Origin of the sequence: Burkholderia sp. RF4-BP95, assembly GCF_001521985.1 — a bacterium.
In the GTDB taxonomy this organism is placed as follows: domain Bacteria; phylum Pseudomonadota; class Gammaproteobacteria; order Burkholderiales; family Burkholderiaceae; genus Burkholderia; species Burkholderia diffusa.
This window is the reverse complement of sequence record NZ_LOSX01000034.1, coordinates 33332-49092: the sequence shown is the minus strand read 5'-3', so window position 1 is coordinate 49092 and position 15761 is coordinate 33332. Positions and strand designations below refer to the sequence as shown.

The 15761-nt window shown below is 65.9% G+C and carries 16 protein-coding genes; 11 read left to right on the top strand and 5 right to left on the bottom strand.

Annotated features, from left to right (window positions below; all coding sequences use genetic code 11):
• The first annotated feature begins 30 nt into the window (after positions 1-30).
• The 9 genes from WS46_RS14550 to WS46_RS36050 all read left to right on the top strand — a co-directional run bounded on the left by WS46_RS14550 (position 31) and on the right by WS46_RS36050 (position 7388).
• Positions 31-861: a 3',5'-nucleoside bisphosphate phosphatase gene (locus WS46_RS14550; protein WP_059690938.1), complete on the top strand. Its 831-nt coding sequence runs from the start codon at positions 31-33 to the stop codon at positions 859-861.
• Positions 862-933: 72 nt separating this feature from the next.
• Positions 934-1566: an L-threonylcarbamoyladenylate synthase gene (locus WS46_RS14545; protein ID WP_059690937.1), complete on the top strand. Its 633-nt coding sequence runs from the start codon at positions 934-936 to the stop codon at positions 1564-1566.
• A 45-nt stretch (positions 1567-1611) separates the two neighbouring features.
• Positions 1612-2274 carry a site-2 protease family protein gene (locus WS46_RS14540; RefSeq protein ID WP_059690936.1) on the top strand — a complete coding sequence of 221 codons (663 nt, stop codon included), beginning with the start codon at positions 1612-1614 and terminating at the stop codon, positions 2272-2274.
• A gap of 8 nt (positions 2275-2282) precedes the next feature.
• Positions 2283-3485 carry a tryptophan--tRNA ligase gene (locus tag WS46_RS14535; protein ID WP_059690935.1) on the top strand — a complete coding sequence of 401 codons (1203 nt, stop codon included), beginning with the start codon at positions 2283-2285 and terminating at the stop codon, positions 3483-3485.
• Positions 3486-3494: 9 nt separating this feature from the next.
• A complete protein-coding gene (locus WS46_RS14530; protein ID WP_059690934.1) occupies positions 3495-4097 on the top strand; it encodes a bifunctional 2-polyprenyl-6-hydroxyphenol methylase/3-demethylubiquinol 3-O-methyltransferase UbiG in 603 nt (200 codons plus the stop codon).
• A gap of 47 nt (positions 4098-4144) precedes the next feature.
• Positions 4145-5047, top strand: coding sequence for a 4-hydroxy-tetrahydrodipicolinate synthase (gene dapA, locus WS46_RS14525; RefSeq protein WP_059464169.1), 903 nt, complete (start codon positions 4145-4147; stop codon positions 5045-5047).
• Between the two features lie 111 nt (positions 5048-5158).
• A complete protein-coding gene (bamC, locus tag WS46_RS14520; RefSeq protein WP_059690933.1) occupies positions 5159-6310 on the top strand; it encodes an outer membrane protein assembly factor BamC in 1152 nt (383 codons plus the stop codon).
• Between the two features lie 4 nt (positions 6311-6314).
• Positions 6315-7091 (top strand): MBL fold metallo-hydrolase, encoded by a 777-nt coding sequence (locus WS46_RS14515; RefSeq protein WP_059690932.1) that lies wholly within the window; start codon positions 6315-6317, stop codon positions 7089-7091.
• 114 nt (positions 7092-7205) lie between these two features.
• The gene (locus WS46_RS36050; RefSeq protein ID WP_162499716.1) at positions 7206-7388 is read left to right on the top strand and encodes a hypothetical protein; all 183 of its coding nucleotides are present in this window, start codon (positions 7206-7208) and stop codon (positions 7386-7388) included.
• Between the two features lie 20 nt (positions 7389-7408).
• Here the strand turns inward: WS46_RS36050 and WS46_RS36760 are convergent, their stop codons facing one another.
• Together WS46_RS36760 and WS46_RS14510 are read right to left on the bottom strand one after the other, a co-directional pair.
• Entirely contained in the window at positions 7409-7654 is a 246-nt protein-coding gene (locus tag WS46_RS36760) for a hypothetical protein (protein ID WP_075122947.1), read from the bottom strand.
• A 54-nt stretch (positions 7655-7708) separates the two neighbouring features.
• A complete protein-coding gene (locus tag WS46_RS14510; RefSeq protein ID WP_059690931.1) occupies positions 7709-8929 on the bottom strand; it encodes a cupin domain-containing protein in 1221 nt (406 codons plus the stop codon).
• 32 nt (positions 8930-8961) lie between these two features.
• Between WS46_RS14510 and WS46_RS14505 the strand changes: the two genes are divergently transcribed.
• Entirely contained in the window at positions 8962-9504 is a 543-nt protein-coding gene (locus WS46_RS14505; RefSeq protein WP_059535798.1) for a peptidylprolyl isomerase, read from the top strand.
• On the opposite strand, the gene WS46_RS14500 is transcribed toward WS46_RS14505, so the two are convergent.
• Both WS46_RS14500 and mutS read right to left on the bottom strand, forming a co-directional pair.
• A complete protein-coding gene (locus WS46_RS14500; RefSeq protein ID WP_059690930.1) occupies positions 9484-10755 on the bottom strand; it encodes a hypothetical protein in 1272 nt (423 codons plus the stop codon). The two genes, WS46_RS14505 and WS46_RS14500, sit on opposite strands and share 21 nt — an antisense overlap.
• Positions 10736-13393, bottom strand: coding sequence for a DNA mismatch repair protein MutS (gene mutS, locus WS46_RS14495; protein ID WP_059690929.1), 2658 nt, complete (start codon positions 13391-13393; stop codon positions 10736-10738). The genes WS46_RS14500 and mutS overlap by 20 nt, the downstream gene beginning before the upstream one ends.
• 450 nt (positions 13394-13843) lie before the next feature.
• Here mutS and WS46_RS14490 point away from each other — a divergent pair, with 450 nt between their 5' ends.
• Complete coding sequence (locus tag WS46_RS14490) at positions 13844-14734, top strand: amino acid ABC transporter substrate-binding protein (RefSeq protein ID WP_059690928.1); 891 nt, start codon at positions 13844-13846, stop codon at positions 14732-14734.
• A gap of 68 nt (positions 14735-14802) precedes the next feature.
• Here the strand turns inward: WS46_RS14490 and WS46_RS14485 are convergent, their stop codons facing one another.
• Positions 14803-15708 carry an AraC family transcriptional regulator gene (locus WS46_RS14485; RefSeq protein WP_059690927.1) on the bottom strand — a complete coding sequence of 302 codons (906 nt, stop codon included), beginning with the start codon at positions 15706-15708 and terminating at the stop codon, positions 14803-14805.
• Positions 15709-15761 lie beyond the last annotated feature (53 nt).

Here is a 15761-nt window from a genome sequence, read left to right as displayed (position 1 = left end):
TAGAATGAAGCTTCACCTGCCATACCGACAATGAACGCTGATCTCCACTGCCATTCGAATGTTTCCGACGGGTTGCTGTCGCCTGCCGACGTCGCGCGCCGCGCCCATGCCGGCGGCGTGACCCTGTGGGCGCTGACCGACCACGACGAAGTCGGCGGCCAGGCGGCGGCGCGCAGCGAGGCGGAGGCGCTGGGGATGCGCTACCTGAGCGGCGTCGAGATTTCGGTTACGTGGGCGTCGCGCACCGTGCATATCGTCGGGCTGCACATCGATCCGTCGAACCCGACGCTCGTGGACGGCCTCTACCGCACGCGCCACGGCCGCGCCGCCCGTGCACGGGCGATTGCCGCGCAACTCGAGACGCTCGGCATTCCCGGCGCGTACGAGGGCGCACTCAAGTACGTATCGAATCCCGACCTGATCTCCCGCACCCACTTCGCGCGCTTCCTGGTCGAGAACGGTCATGCCGAATCGACCTCCGATGTGTTCGACCGCCTGCTCGGCGACGGCAAGCCCGGGTTCGTCCCGCACCGCTGGGCGACGCTGTCCGACGCCGTTGCATGGATTCGCGCGGCGGGCGGCGAGGCCGTGGTCGCGCACCCGGGCCGCTATCGCTACACGCCGGTCGAATTCGATGCGTTTTTCGGCGAATTCATCGATCTGGGCGGCCGCGCGATCGAGGTCATTACGGGCAGTCACACGCCCGACCAGTACCGCGAATACGCGGACGTCGCGCGCCGCTTCGGCTTCGAGGTGTCGCGCGGCTCGGATTTCCATGCGCCGGGCGAGGGCCGCATCGAGCTCGGTAGCCTGCCGCCATTGCCGCCCGACCTGAAACCGCTCTGGGAGCGCTGGCTCTGACGTACCGCGGCCGCTTGCCGCCGGCGCTGCCGCCCAGGCGCGCATCCGACTTCTCCCTCTTTACGTGTCCCCATGTCCCAGTTCTTCAGGATTCATCCGGATAATCCGCAGCCGCGCCTGATCAAGCAGGCCGCGGACATCGTCAGCAAGGGCGGCGTGATCGCGATGCCGACCGATTCGAGCTACGCGCTCGCGTGCCACCTCGACGACAAGGACGCGGTCGAGCGCGTGCGCCGCATCCGCGGCCTCGACGAGAAGCAGCATCTTTCGCTGCTCGTGCGCGACCTGTCGGAACTGGCCAACTTCGCGATGGTGGACAACCGTCAGTACCGGCTGATCAAGTCGGTGACGCCGGGCCCGTACGTGTTCATCCTGCAGGCGACGAAGGAAGTGCCGCGCCGGCTGTCGCACCCGTCGCGCAAGACGATCGGGCTGCGCGTGCCCGACCACGCGATCACGCTCGCGCTGCTCGAATCGATCGGCCAGCCGCTGCTCGGCACGACGCTGATCCTGCCGCCTGACGACGAGCCGCTCAACGATCCCGACGACATCCGCGCGCGGCTCGAGAAGCAGGTCGATCTCGTGATCGACGGCGGCGCGTGTCCGCGCGAGCCGTCGACGGTGATCGACCTGACGGGCGACGAGCCGCAACTCGTGCGCGCGGGGCGCGGCGCGCTCGAACCGTTCGGGCTTTCGGCCGCGTAAGCGCCTTTCATTTTTGCGCGAGTGCGCTTGTTACAATAACGCGATATGGACGCTTCCCTGATACAGACCATCGCCGTCTACGCGCTGCCCGTGATCTTCGCGATCACGCTGCACGAGGCCGCGCACGGCTATGCCGCACGCCTGCTCGGCGACAACACCGCCTACATGATGGGGCGCGTGTCGTTCAACCCGATGCGCCACATCGATCCGATCGGCACGATCGCGATCCCGCTCGCGATGTATTTCCTGACGGGCGGCGCCTTCCTGTTCGGCTATGCGAAGCCGGTGCCGGTGTCGTTCGGCAACTTGCGCGATCCGCGCTGGGGCAGCCTGTGGGTGTCGCTGGCGGGCCCGGCCTGCAACTTCGTGCAGGCACTGATCTGGGGTGTGCTGACCATCGTGCTGCCCGCTGCCGGCATCGACGAGCCGTTCTTCACGCGGATGGCCTACGCAGGCGTCAGCGCGAACCTGGTGCTCGGCGTGCTGAACCTGTTTCCGCTGCCGCCGCTCGACGGCGGCCGCATCCTGGCGGCGCTGCTGCCGCCGAAGCAATCGATCGCGCTGTCGCGCATCGAGCCGTATGGTTTCATCATCGTCCTCGTGCTGGTCATGACGGGCGTGCTGACGAACTTCTGGCTGCGTCCGCTCGTGAACGCCGCGGCCGGCGTGCTGAGCGCCATCCTGTCTCCCTTCGCCTCGCTTTTCTAACGACAATCATGTTCCCAGATCGTATTTTCTCCGGCATGCGACCCACCGGGTCGCTGCACCTCGGCCACTACCACGGCGTGCTGAAAAACTGGGTGAAGCTGCAGTCCGAGTACCCGTGCTTCTTCTGCGTGGTCGACTGGCATGCGCTGACGACGCACTACGAAACACCCGAGGTCATCGAGAAGAACGTGTGGGACGTGCTGATCGACTGGCTCGCGTCCGGCATCGATCCGGCGCAGGCGACGCTGTTCATCCAGAGCAAGGTGCCCGAGCATGCGGAACTCGCGCTGCTGCTCGGCATGAGCACGCCGCTCGGCTGGCTCGAACGCGTGCCGACCTACAAGGAGCAGATGGAGAAGCTGAAGGACAAGGACCTGTCGACCTACGGCTTCCTCGGCTACCCGGTGCTGATGGCGGCCGACATCCTGCTGTATCGCGGCTCGCTCGTGCCGGTCGGCGAGGACCAGGTGCCGCACGTCGAGATGACGCGCGAGATCGCGCGCCGCTTCAACTACCTGTACGGCCGCGAGCCGGGCTTCGAGGAGAAGGCGCTCGAAGCCGCGAAGAAGCTCGGCGGCAAGCGCGCGAAGCTTTATCACGAGCTGCGCAACGCGTATCAGCAGGAAGGCGACGACGAGGCGCTCGAACAGGCGCGGGCGATGCTGCAGGAATCGCAGAGCCTGTCGATGAGCGACCGCGAGCGCCTGTTCGGCTATCTCGAAGGCGCGCGCAAGATCATCCTGGTCGAGCCGCAGGCGATGTTGACCGAAGCGTCCCGGATGCCGGGCCTCGACGGCCAGAAGATGTCGAAGTCGTACGGCAATACGATCGGCCTGCGCGAGGATGCGGAGACGATCACGAAGAAGGTCCGCACGATGCCGACCGATCCGGCGCGCGTGCGCCGCACCGATCCGGGCGATCCGGACAAGTGCCCGGTGTGGCAGTTGCATCAGGTCTATACGGACGAAACGACGCACCAGTGGGTGCAGAGCGGCTGCCGCTCGGCGGGCATCGGCTGCCTCGACTGCAAGCAGCCGGTCGTCGAAGGGATCCTGCGCGAACAGCAGCCGATGCTCGAGCGCGCACAGAAGTACATGGACGATCCGTCGCTGCTGCGTGCGATCGTCGCGGACGGCTGCGACAAGGCGCGCAAGCACGCGGTCGAGACGATGCGCGACGTGCGCGAGGCGATGGGCCTGTCGTACACCTGACCTGACGGCATGCGCGAACCTGTCATTGCCGCCGCGGGCGGCCACGTCGCCCAGACCGAACCGTCGCGCTGGGTCGCCTGCTGGTCGCGGCTCGTCCCGGCGGGCGGCGCGGTGCTCGACGTCGCCGCGGGCGGTGGCCGCCATGCAAGCTGGTTTGCGTCGCACGGGCATCCGGTCGTCGCGCTCGACCGCGATCCGGCCGCGCTGGCCGCATTGCGCGCGATTCCCGGCGTCGATGTGCGCGACGCCGATCTCGAAGGCACGCCCTGGCCGCTGCCGGCCGGCGCGTCGTTCGCGGCAGTGATCGTCACCCATTATCTGCATCGCCCGCTCTGGCCCCAACTGCTCGATGCGGTGGCGCCGGGCGGCGTGCTGATCTACGAAACCTTCGCGCAAGGAAACGAAACGGTCGGCAAGCCGTCCAATCCCGCGTTCCTGCTCGCCCCGGGCGAGCTGCTGGACGCGGTGCGCGGCCGCCTGCGGGTGGTCGCGTACGAGGACGGATTCGTCGCCGCGCCGCGCGAGGCGTTCGTGCAGCGCGTCTGCGCGGTACGCGAGGGCGCGACCCCGACGGCGGGAGCGGGAATTCCACGTTACGAACTGCCCGGCTAATCCGCTACAATCTCAACGTTTACCGGTACATCAATCAATCGCGTTTCATGGCTAACGGCACCCAAGACGGCATTCAAATCCGCGGCAGCATCCCCGCGATCGTCACCCCGATGCTCGAAGACGGCAGTCTCGACCTGCCGGCGTTTCGCAAACTGATCGACTGGCACATCGCGGAAGGCACCGACGCACTCGTCGTGGTCGGCACGAGCGGCGAGTCGGCAACGCTCAACGTCGAAGAGCACATCCTGATGATCCGCACGGCGGTCGAGCATGCGGCGAAGCGCATCCCGATCATCGCGGGCGCGGGCGGCAATTCGACCGCCGAGGCGATCGAACTGACGAAGCATGCGAAGGCCGTCGGCGCCGACGCGACGCTGCAGGTCGTGCCGTACTACAACAAGCCCACGCAGGAAGGGATGTACCGGCACTTCAAGACGATCGCCGAAGCGGTCGACCTGCCGGTGATCCTCTACAACGTGCCCGGCCGGACGGTCGCGGACATGGCGCACGAGACGACGCTGCGCCTCGCGCAGGTGCCGGGCATCATCGGCGTGAAGGACGCGACCGGCAACATCGATCGTGCCGCGCACCTGATCAAGGCCGCTCCGAAGCATTTCGCGATCTACAGCGGCGACGATCCGACCGCGATCGCGCTGATGTTGCTCGGCGGCCACGGCAACATCTCGGTGACGGCGAACGTCGCGCCGCGCGCGATGAGCGACCTGTGCCGCGCGGCGCTGGCCGGCGACGTCGCAACGGCGCGCGAGCTGCACATGAAGCTGCTGTCGCTGCACAAGAACCTGTTCGTCGAGGCGAACCCGATTCCGGTGAAGTGGGCGCTGCAGGCAATGGGCAAGATGCAGGGCGGCATCCGCCTGCCGCTCACGCCGCTCGACGAGCGCTGTCACGATGTCGTGCGTTCGGCCCTCGTCGAGGCCGGCGTCCTCTGATGCTCAGGCGGCCGTGTCCTGCGGCCGCCGGCTCGACCCCTCATCAACCCGCACCGGCCGGCTCCGTCCGGCGCCGCTCCTGACGAGCGTTCTAGCAAGACGAAGGATTTCATGAAACGTTTCGCCTTTTCCTCTCGCGCCATCCAGGTTTCGGTGGTGGCGCTGGCGCTGGCGCTGGGCGCGCTCGCCGGCTGCGATACGCTGAACGACTATCTGGCTCCTGACCGGGTCAACTACAAGAACACGGGTTCGGCGCCGCCGCTCGCGGTGCCGAGCGACCTGAAGCCGGTGCCGACGACCCAGCAGTTCGTCGCGCCGCCGAGCAACGCCGGTCTCGGCACGCTGCCGCCGCGGGCGACGACGGCCGCCGGCAATGCGACCGACGGTGTCCCGAGCGCGCAGGATCCGCTCGGCATGCATATCGAGCGCGACGGCGACCGCCGCTGGCTCGTCGTGGACGGGCGCACGCCCGAGCAGCTGTGGCCGATCCTGAAGGAATTCTGGCAGGAGAACGGCTTCTCGCTGAAGACCGACGCACCGTCGACCGGCATCATGGCCACCGACTGGGCCGAGAACCGCGCGAACATTCCCGACGACTGGTTCCGTCGCACGATCGGCAAGGTCATCGACTTCGCTTACTCGTCGGGCACGCGCGACCGTTTCCGCACGCTCGTGAACCGCACGCCGGACGGCAACACCGACATTTCGATCACGCACAGCGCGATGGAGGAAATGATGGTCGGCCCGCAGGGCGGCACGTCGTCGCGCTGGGAAGAGCGTCCGCGCAATCCGGTGCTCGAGGCCGTGTTCCTGTCGAAGCTCATGCAGAAGTTCGGCCTGAGCGACGCGCAGGCGAAGCAACTGCTGACCGATGCGCGTCCCGCGACGGCGCCGGCGCAGGTCAGCGATACGAGCAGCGGTGCCGCGACGCTGCAGCTGGCGGAATCGTTCGACCGTGCATGGCTGCGCGTCGGTCTCGCGCTCGACCGTACCAACTTCGCGGTCGACAATCGCGACCGCGAGAAGGGCGTGTACACGGTCCGTTATGCGAATACGATGGAAGAGCTCAAGCGCGACGGGCTGTTCGGCAAGCTGTTCTACGGCGGCCCGTCGGCGGCCAAGCCGGGCAAGGAATACCTGGTCAACGTGCGCGCGCAGGGCAGTGGCGGCACGCAGGTCGCGGTGGTCGACGCGAACGGCAAGGTCGACAACTCGTCGGACGCGCAGCGGATCATTTCGCTGCTGCACGCCCAGTTGAATTGATCGCGTGCGCTTCGCCAGCCTCGGTAGCGGCAGCGAAGGCAACGCGCTGGTCGTCGAGGTCTCGAGCGGCACGACGACCACCCGCGTGCTGCTCGACTGCGGTTTTTCAGCGAAGGAGGTCGAGCGCCGCCTCGGCCGCCTGAATCTCGCCATCGACGATCTCGATGCGATCCTCATCACCCACGAACACAGCGACCACGTTGGCAGCGCGCTGACGCTCGCGCGGCGCGGGTCGCTGCCGCTCTATATGAGCTGGGGCACGGCACGCGCGGTGGGCGCGGACGAAGCCGATGTCGATCTCCACGTGTTGTGGGGCGACGAGACGGCCGCGATTCGCGATCTGGCCGTGATGCCCTATACGGTGCCCCATGACGCGCGGGAACCGCTCCAGTTCGTCTTCATGGACGGTTGCAGCCGGCTCGGCGTGCTGACCGACGTCGGAATGGCCACACCGCATATCACGGCCGTTCTGAGCGGTTGTGACGCGCTGGTGCTCGAATCCAACCACGATACCGAGATGCTCGCCGGGAGCCGCTATCCGCAGTCGCTGAAGGCGCGGATCGGCGGCAATCACGGCCACCTGAGCAACGCCGCCGCCGCGGGCATCCTCGCATCGCTCGAACGCAGCCGCCTCCAGCACTTGGTCGCGGCGCACCTGAGCCAGCAGAACAACCGGCCCGAGCTGGCCCGCCAGGCATTGGCCGGCGTGCTGGGAACGGACGGGGAGGAAATCGTCGTGGCCACGCAGGATGCGGGCTTCGACTGGCTGACGCTCGGCTGAGCGGGCGCAGGTAGGGCGTACAGGACGGCTCCTGGCCGGCCTGGCTGCCGGAAATGATGCACGTAACCGACAGACGTAAAAAAACCGGCCCGAAGGCCGGTTTTTTTTCAGCTGATGCTGAGGCTTACTGGCTTGCGCCCGAAGCCGGAGCAGCCGTCGCTGCCGAAGCAGCCGACGCCACAGCAGCAGCTGCGTCGCTCGCAGCAGCCGTCGCCGACGAAGCAGCAGCCGAAGCGTCGCTCGCAGCACCAGCAACTGCCGAAGCAGCCGACGAAGCAGCAGCCGATGCGTCGCTAGCAGCCGACGAAGCAGCTTGATCAGCGCTCTTGTTGCAAGCAGCCAGTGCAACAGCAGCCAACAGGGAAGCTACGAGGAGGGATTTCTTCATGATCACGTCCTTTTATGGTTAAAGGTAAGCAACAGCGCGAAACAATACCGGTAATGTGCTCCAACACCGACCTGGGCCGCTGGTGGAGATGCACTTCTAGAGCGTGAATCTTCCCTACGGCTTGGGCGGAAATTATATGCACTTTCCTATCGACCGTCGACAAATGCGGGGTCAATACGTTGTCTTTCCCATACAGAATTTGATCTGCACGGGCATACGGGGAGGCTCACTAAATCCGGTTTCCGACCCGTATCCAGCCCGCACAATACCACTCGTGCAGCAAGGCTGTCATTGAGGGAACCCGGGATAGTGTTACAAACCGTTTCGCCTCCATGTGGCGCAGATTGGCCAGTTCGGGCAGCCATTCGCCGGCCTGCTCGAGCGGTTCTTCCTCGCCATTAATGAAGTACGAGCGCGCGTTATACATCAATGCGGCCCGTCTGTCGAGATACACGCCCCGGCGCGACGCCTGTGCGACGAACGCGGCCTCCGACAGCGGACGCGCCGGCGGCTCGAATACGACGTTTGATTTCGGTTCGCTCAGGTAGCAACCGAGGAATTCGGCGACGTCGCGCTTGCGCCAGCGGATAGCATCGACGATCTCGGCGACGCGCTCGACCATCGCCGGCGGCAGTTGCGCAGGGGTGTCGACCGCCGGCTGCTTCGGGTCGCGGTAAAGCGCGTCGCCACGCTCGTCGCGCAGGCCGCCGCGTTCCGCGAGGTAGTACAGGAATTGCGCGCCCAGCTCCCCGGCGGACGGCGCCCGAAAGCCGATCGAGCAGGTCATGCATTCGCCTTCGGCCACGCCGTCGTGCGCGATGTGCGGCGGCAGGTACAGCATGTCGCCCGGCTCCAGCACCCACTCGTCGCTCGGCTCGAAATGCTCGAGGATCTTCAGCGGGACGTCCGGCTGCAGCGACAGGTCCTTCTGCGCACCGATGCGCCAGCGGCGCCGGCCCTCGACCTGCAGCAGGAATACGTCGTACGAGTCGAAGTGCGGGCCGACGCCGCCGCCGTCGGTCGCGTACGAAATCATCAGGTCGTCGAGGCGCGCGTCCGGGATGAAGCGGAAGCGGTCGAGCAGCGCGCGTGCCGCGTCGACGTGCAGGTCGAGCCCCTGCACGAGCAAGGACCAGGACTTGCGCGAAACGGCAGGCAGCGCGCCCGGCTCGAACGGACCGTGGGCCAGTTGCCACTTGTTACGAAAATGGGTGATCAGTCGCGATTCGGCGTCATAGTCGGCTGCGAGCTCGAACAGGGCGTCGCGCGTGACCGGCGGCTTCACGCCGGGGATCGCCTGGCGGATCAGCAGCGGCTTCTTCTGCCAGTAGCGGCGCATGAATTGCGCCGGCGAGAGGCCGCCGAGCAGCGGCGTGGGAAGATCGGAAGGCGGCGCGCCGAGCGGGGCGGCAGCGGTATCCCGCGGTTCGGCTTGAGACCGGTTGCGCATCGTATAATGAGACTTGTATTTGGGAGAATTGGATGAAAATCGCAAAAAACACCGTCGTGTCGGTCACTTACAAGCTGTCGGATGCGCAAGGCAATCTGATCGAGGAAAGCGACGAGCCGATGGTTTATCTGCACGGCGGCTATGATGGCACGTTCCCCAAGATCGAGGAACAGCTCGACGGCCAGGAGCCTGGCTACCAGGCGCAGATTCAGCTCGAGCCGCAGGACGCGTTCGGCGACTACGATCCCGAACTCGTGAAGATCGAGCCGCGCGATCGTTTTCCCGAGCCGATCGAAGTGGGCATGCAGTTCGAAGGCACGCCGGAAGACGGCGACGAGGAAGTGGATTCGCTGATCTACACGGTCACCGACATCGCCGAGGACAAGGTCGTGCTCGACGGCAACCACCCGCTCGCGGGCATGGCGCTGCGTTTCGCGCTGACGGTCAAGGACGTTCGCGAAGCGACCGAGGACGAGATCGAGCATGAGCACGCGCATGGCGCGGAAGGCCTCGAAATCGTCGACGAGGACGAAGACGAGGACGGCGAAGCGCCGTCAGGGCGTACCCTGCACTGAGCTGGCGGGCAGGCCCGGCGCCGGCCCTGAAGCAGGGGGCGGCGCGGGCCACGAAGCGCCGCCCGGAGTCGTGCCGTCGCCCTGCAGCGGCGGCGCGACCGACGACGAGTCGGGCAATGCCGGCAAGGCCGGGATCTCCGGCATCTGCGGCAGCGGGACCTCGTCGCGCGGCACGGCCGGCAGCGCGGGCGGAATCGGTAGATTCTTCGGGACGTCCTGCACGCTCACGTTGAAGATGGTCTGCCGCGCCGGCGACACGTTGACCTTCACCCACTGATTCGCCGGATGACGCGGTCCGATCGCGACACGCGTCACATTTCCCACCAGCGCGCCGTCGTCCGCATGCAGCGGGCGATCGATCAGGAAGCCGTTCGCAAGCGGCTCGCTGCTCGCGTGCATCACCAGGATCGCGCCGCGGAATGTCGCTGCCGCCTTCACCAGCGTTCGTTTCAGTTCACGAAAGCCGTCGCGGACGCGCGGCCGGTTGAAACGCAACCACGCAAAGCGTTCGGCACGCTCATAGCGATCGAACTGCGGATCGCCTTCGAACATCACCACCATCGCGCGCGCTTCGCGCCGCTTCGCATATTCGGCCGCGTGGTCGATCCAGAAGCCATTCGCGATGATGCGGTCCTCGAATTCGCCGTTGCGCCCGCCGGCCGTCAGATAGTGATTGTTCGGCGCCGGTGCGTTCAGCGTGACGTAGACGACGTCGTCATGCAGCCAGCGCGCGTTTTCGCGATAGGGCCGGAAGCGGGCGACTTCGCTTTCGCGCGTGATCTGCAGCGCGCCGGCGTCGGGCAGCGCCGCGTCGGCCAGTAGCGTCTGACGCAGGAAGTCCAGGCGTTCGACCGGGTCGTAGCTGCCGCCTGCCGCCGTATTGCACGTCACCCAGTCGTCGTGACCGGGAATGAACACGAGCGGCACGCGCGATGCATCCAGGATCGCGCCGCGCTGCGTATACAGCGAATCGCGGCAGGCTTCCTTCGCACCCTTGATGTTGCCTGCATAGACGACGAAGGCCAGATTGCGCTCGCGCGCGATCGATTCGAACAGCCGCTGTGCGGCAGGTTCGTCGGCCGGTGCGTCGATGACGCCCGACACGACCGCGAACGAATAGGGGGCGGCGGCTCGTTTGGGCGGCGCGGCCAGCGCGCCGGCCTGCGCCAGCGCGAGCATCGCCGCGACCAGCGCAGCGGTGGCCCGGGCCGGCCAGCCCGACGGGGTGCGTTTATGCGTGCCCGTCGGCATCGTGCGAGCGGACGAGCGTGCGCAGTTCGTACAGCAGGTCGAGCGCGTCGCGCGGCTTGAGGTCGTCGGGATCGATGTCGCGCAGCCTTTCGAGTGCCGGATGCGAAGTGTCGGACGGCGCGGGCGCATCCGCGCATTCGAGTTCGTCGGCCGCGGCGGGCGGCGCGCTGAACAGGTCGAGCTGCGGCGTATGCTGCGTGGCCGACTGCTGTTCGAGATATGCGAGATGCTTGCGCGCGGCGCGGATCACCGGTGCCGGCACGCCCGCGAGTTGCGCAACCTGCAGCCCGTAGCTCTGGTTCGCCGGGCCTTCGTTGACCGCATGCAGGAATACGATGCCGTGACCGTGCTCGACGGCTGACAGATGGACATTGGCCGCTTGCGGGAATTCCGCGGGCAGTTGCGTCAACTCGAAGTAATGCGTCGCGAACAGCGTGTAGCAGCCGTTTTGCGCCAGCAGATGGCGCGCGATGGCCCATGCGAGCGCGAGGCCGTCGAACGTCGACGTGCCGCGGCCGATTTCGTCCATCAGCACGAGGCTCTGCGGTGTCGCGTCGTTCAGGATCGCAGCCGCTTCGGTCATCTCGACCATGAAGGTCGAGCGGCCGCCGGCGAGGTCGTCGGCCGCGCCGATCCGCGTGAAGATCCGGTCGATCGGGCCGAAGCAGGCCGACTTCGCCGGCACGTAGCTGCCGACGTACGCCATCAGCGCGATCAGCGCCGTCTGCCGCATGAAGGTCGACTTACCGCCCATGTTCGGGCCGGTGATCAGCAGCAGTTTGCGCTCGGCGCCGAATCGGCAGTCGTTCGCGATGAACTGCTCGACCTGCGCTTCGACGACGGGGTGACGCCCCTGTTCGATCTCGATGCCGATTTCGTCGGTGAAGGCGGGCGCAACCCAGTCGAGCGTGCGGGCGCGCTCGGCGAACGCGGCGAGCACGTCGAGCTCCGCGAGCGCCGACGCGACGCGCTGACACTCGGCAATGAACGGCAGCAGTGCCTGCAGCACGCCGTCGTACAGCGCGCGCTCGCGGGCCAGCGCGCGTTCCTGCGCGGACAGCGCCTTGTCCTCGAAAGTCTTCAGCTCGGGCGTGATGTAGCGCTCGGCGTTCTTCAGCGTCTGGCGGCGGCGATAGTCGTCCGGCACCTTGTCGGTCTGGCCGCGCGTGACCTCGATGTAGAAGCCGTGCACCTTGTTGTATTCGACGCGCAGGTTCGCGATGCCGGTGCGGGTACGCTCGCGCGCCTCGAGATCGATCAGGAACTGCCCGCAGTTCTCGGAGATGTCGCGCAGCTCGTCGAGCTCCGCATCGTAGCCGCGCGCGATCACGCCGCCGTCGCGCACCATCGCGGCAGGCTCGGGGGCGATCGCGCTCGTCAGCAGGTCGAGACATTCGGCGGGCGGCGCGAGCGCCGCATCGACGCGCGTGAGCGCATCCGCGTTCGCGACGATCGCGCTGATGCGTTCGCGCAGCGCGGGCAGCGCCGCGAACGTGTCGCGCAGGCTCGACAGATCGCGCGGGCGTGCGGACAGCAGCGCGAGACGCCCGGTGATCCGCTCGACGTCGGCGATCTGACGCAGGGCTGTTCGCAGTGCGTCGAGGCTCGCGTTCACGGGCGCCTCGAGCAGCGCGCCGATTGCTTGCTGGCGTGACTGCGCGGCGACGGACGCGCGCGGCGGGTGATGCAGCCAGTGACGCAGCAGGCGGCTGCCCATCGTCGTGCAGCAGGTGTCGAGCAGCGAGTACAGCGTCGGCGATTCGGTGCCGCGCAGCGTTTCGGTCAGTTCGAGGTTGCGGCGCGTTGCCGGATCGAGCCCGATGTATTCGGTTTCGTTCTCGACCTTCAGACTGCGCACGTGACGCAGTTGCTGACCCTGTGTGGCGGCCGCGTATAGCAGCAGTGCGCCGGCAGCGCCGCATGCGCTCGTCAGCGAATGCGCGCCGAAGCCGTCGAGGCCCGCGACGTCGAGCTGGTCGCACAGGCGCTGCGTGCCCGACGCGATATCGAAGTGCCATGCCGGCACGCGCTTGATCGCGCCGGCGCCGGCGGGCACGGCGTCGGTCGCGCCGTCCGCCGTGAGGATCTCGGCCGGCCGGATGCGTTCGAGCGCGGCACCGAGCTGCTCGGGTTCGATTTCGGCGAGCCTTAGCGCGCCGCTTGCGAGGTTCAGCCACGCGAGGCCGATGTTGACCGCCACGCCACGCTTGTTGTGCCCCGTGCACATCGCGAGCAGGTAGACGTCGTTCTTGTCGGACAGCAGCGCCGCGTCGGTCAGCGTGCCGGGCGTGACGACGCGCACGACCTTGCGTTCGACCGGCCCCTTCGACGTCGCGGGGTCGCCGATCTGCTCGCAGATCGCGACCGATTCGCCCATCTTCACGAGCTTCGCCAGATACTGTTCGACCGCGTGATGCGGGACGCCGGCCATCTTGATCGGCGTCCCGGCCGATGCGCCGCGTTGCGTCAGGGTCAGATCGAGCAGACGCGCCGCTTTCTCCGCATCCTCGAAGAACAGCTCGTAGAAGTCGCCCATCCGGTAAAAGACGAGCGTGTCGGGGTGATCGGCCTTGATGCGCAGGTACTGCTGCATCATCGGAGTGTGGCCTGCAAAGGCCTCGGGCGACAGCGTGGTCATAGATCCGGCATGAATTTGTTGCTTGAGTTGCCCCGAGTTTACCAGTGGCTTCGACGAATTCGGTCGAAGTTGGCCGATAGGCCAGCAGATCGCGCGATACGGCTCCGTGTCCGGCATCGATTCCTGGCCGCTCGGATGGTCCCAAGGGATGGCGCCGGTGTTTGTCTTGCCGGCATGACGCTGATGAATCAGCCAAGGCGGGCAGGCGGCCTGTCGGCCAACCGGATCTCGATACGACTTGCAGCGTCGCGCTGAAATCCTCTCCGGGCACTCGTTCCAAGACGGCCGCGCTGTTGACCTGAATCAATCGGGGGCGATCGACTCCGCTTAAAGTGAATTCACGTCGGAATCGATGGACGCGCGGCAAGGGATACGACGTGCGGTCCGCTACTGACGGAGACGGCTCGGCACATCGAGCTTCTGCAGAGAAAACGTCGTGAAAGAGGCATCATGAGATCCCCATCATTTGCCATGCTCGCCGCGTTGTTCGCGGGGTACGCCGTGTCGATGACTGCCAATGCGCAGACGTTGGACAAAATCTCCCGGTCCAATCAAATCGTCGTTTCGTACAGGGAAGCCGCCGTGCCGTTCAGCTATCTGCTGACACCGCATAAAGCCGTCGGTTTTTCGATGGACGTAACGGAAGCAATCGTCGACGACGTTCGCAAGGCACTTCGCAGACCGGATCTGAAGGTCGCTTACGTGCCGGTCACCGGTCAAAATCGAATTCCGCTGCTCGTCAATGGCACCTACGATCTGGAGTGCGGGTCGACGACCAACACGTCGGCGCGTGGCAAGGACGTCGCGTTTTCGATCAATTACTTTTATGCCGGCACGCGGCTGATGGCCAAACGGGCGTCGGGCATTGGCGACTATGCCGACCTCGCGCATAAGGCCGTCGCGACAGTCGGCGGGAGTACGAACGAAAAAACGCTGCGGCGCCAGCTCGAAGCGCAGCACATCGATGCCGAAGTCGTGCTGACAAAGGACTACGCCGACGCACTAAAAATCGTCGCGGACGACAAAGCGGCAGCGCTCGCCCTCGATGACGTGCTGCTTTACGGGCTCAGGGCCAACGCGGACGACCCGAGTGCGTGGGCCGTGGCGGGAGACGCGCTGCAGGTGGAGCCGTACGCATGCATGGTGCGCAAAGACGATCCGGCGTTCAAGCGACTCGTCGACGGCACGCTCACTCGGCTCATGAAGAGCGGCGAATTCACTCGCCTGTACGCAAAGTGGTTTGAATCGCCGATTCCGCCACGCGGCGCGAATCTCGACATGCCGATGAGCGCGGCGCTAAAGGGAAATCTGGTCACGCGAAGCGATCGACCTGCACAGTGACGAGCCATCGGCCGGGCGCAGGTCGTGGCGTAGCGTCGTGCACCAGGACTTGTCGAATCATGCGATCCTCAAGCGTTGTCCGTGCGCCAACGACGCGGTGTCACGCCGGTGACGCGCGTGAATGTTCTCGTGAAGTGGCTCTGGTCGGCGAAGCCGCATGCGTCCGAGATCATTTGCAGGGGCATGGACGACGTGCGCATGTACATCATCGCTCGCTCGATACGCTGGTTGATCAGCCAGCGATGGGGCGGTAACCCGGTGGTCTGATGAAAGGCTTTGACGAAATGGCCGCGAGACAGGCCGCATGCTCTCGCCACGTCGGCAATCGAGATGTTCCCGGTAAGGTGTTCGAGAAGAAGTCCTTTCGCCATTCGCTCCTGCCACGCCGTGAGTTTGCAGGTCGACTTCTCCCGGCGCTCGCTGACGCCGCCATACAGGCGCGCGACATGCGCCTGGAAGGCGAGCGCGACATGGTCGATAAAGAGCTGAGACGCATGCTCGGGCCGCGCTAAAGCGGGGAGCAGAGCCTGGCCCAGGCGATGGATGATCGGATCCGTCGCACTCAAGTGCGGCGGCAAGTAAAGCTGTGGTCGCTGTCTGCCGCCGATTTCATCGACTGTCTCCTCCAGCGTTCGGCGAGGGAGGTGAAAATGGATGCAATCGAACGCTCCCTTGAGATCGGAAACCCATCTGCGATCGAGGTCATGAATCGTGACGGTCCCCGCGTCGTAGGGGACGAAACGCGCAACACGTCCGTCAAGCCACAATTCCTGTTCGCCGAACGCGCGCAATTGCAGCACGATGAGATCGGCGTCTTCGAGTTCATACGGCGCAGTTCGGCCAATATTTCTACGAGATGTCTTCAGTCGGCTGATGCCGACCTGGGAATGCGGCAAGGTTTGCGTGACCACGCTTTGCCTGAGGTCAGCCGGCATGAAATCAGATGACGCGTTGTCCGACTGTGCGGCGGCCATGGATGCGGGGAAACGTAGAGGGCTTGGCCGCGAAGTATACCAAAGCGAAATTT

Bases quoted from the DNA above. Each gene is read 5' to 3' on its own strand.
- WS46_RS14550 (WP_059690938.1), top strand. From the start codon at position 31: ATGAACGCTGATCTCCACTGCCATTCGAATGTTTCCGACGGGTTGCTG.
- WS46_RS14545 (WP_059690937.1), top strand. From the start codon at position 934: ATGTCCCAGTTCTTCAGGATTCATCCGGATAATCCGCAGCCGCGCCTG.
- WS46_RS14540 (WP_059690936.1), top strand. From the start codon at position 1,612: ATGGACGCTTCCCTGATACAGACCATCGCCGTCTACGCGCTGCCCGTG.
- WS46_RS14535 (WP_059690935.1), top strand. From the start codon at position 2,283: ATGTTCCCAGATCGTATTTTCTCCGGCATGCGACCCACCGGGTCGCTG.
- WS46_RS14530 (WP_059690934.1), top strand. From the start codon at position 3,495: ATGCGCGAACCTGTCATTGCCGCCGCGGGCGGCCACGTCGCCCAGACC.
- dapA (WP_059464169.1), top strand. From the start codon at position 4,145: ATGGCTAACGGCACCCAAGACGGCATTCAAATCCGCGGCAGCATCCCC.
- bamC (WP_059690933.1), top strand. From the start codon at position 5,159: ATGAAACGTTTCGCCTTTTCCTCTCGCGCCATCCAGGTTTCGGTGGTG.
- WS46_RS36050 (WP_162499716.1), top strand. From the start codon at position 7,206: ATGCTGAGGCTTACTGGCTTGCGCCCGAAGCCGGAGCAGCCGTCGCTG.
- WS46_RS14510 (WP_059690931.1), bottom strand. From the start codon at position 8,929: ATGCGCAACCGGTCTCAAGCCGAACCGCGGGATACCGCTGCCGCCCCG.
- WS46_RS14505 (WP_059535798.1), top strand. From the start codon at position 8,962: ATGAAAATCGCAAAAAACACCGTCGTGTCGGTCACTTACAAGCTGTCG.
- WS46_RS14500 (WP_059690930.1), bottom strand. From the start codon at position 10,755: ATGCCGACGGGCACGCATAAACGCACCCCGTCGGGCTGGCCGGCCCGG.
- mutS (WP_059690929.1), bottom strand. From the start codon at position 13,393: ATGACCACGCTGTCGCCCGAGGCCTTTGCAGGCCACACTCCGATGATG.
- WS46_RS14490 (WP_059690928.1), top strand. From the start codon at position 13,844: ATGAGATCCCCATCATTTGCCATGCTCGCCGCGTTGTTCGCGGGGTAC.
- WS46_RS14485 (WP_059690927.1), bottom strand. From the start codon at position 15,708: ATGGCCGCCGCACAGTCGGACAACGCGTCATCTGATTTCATGCCGGCT.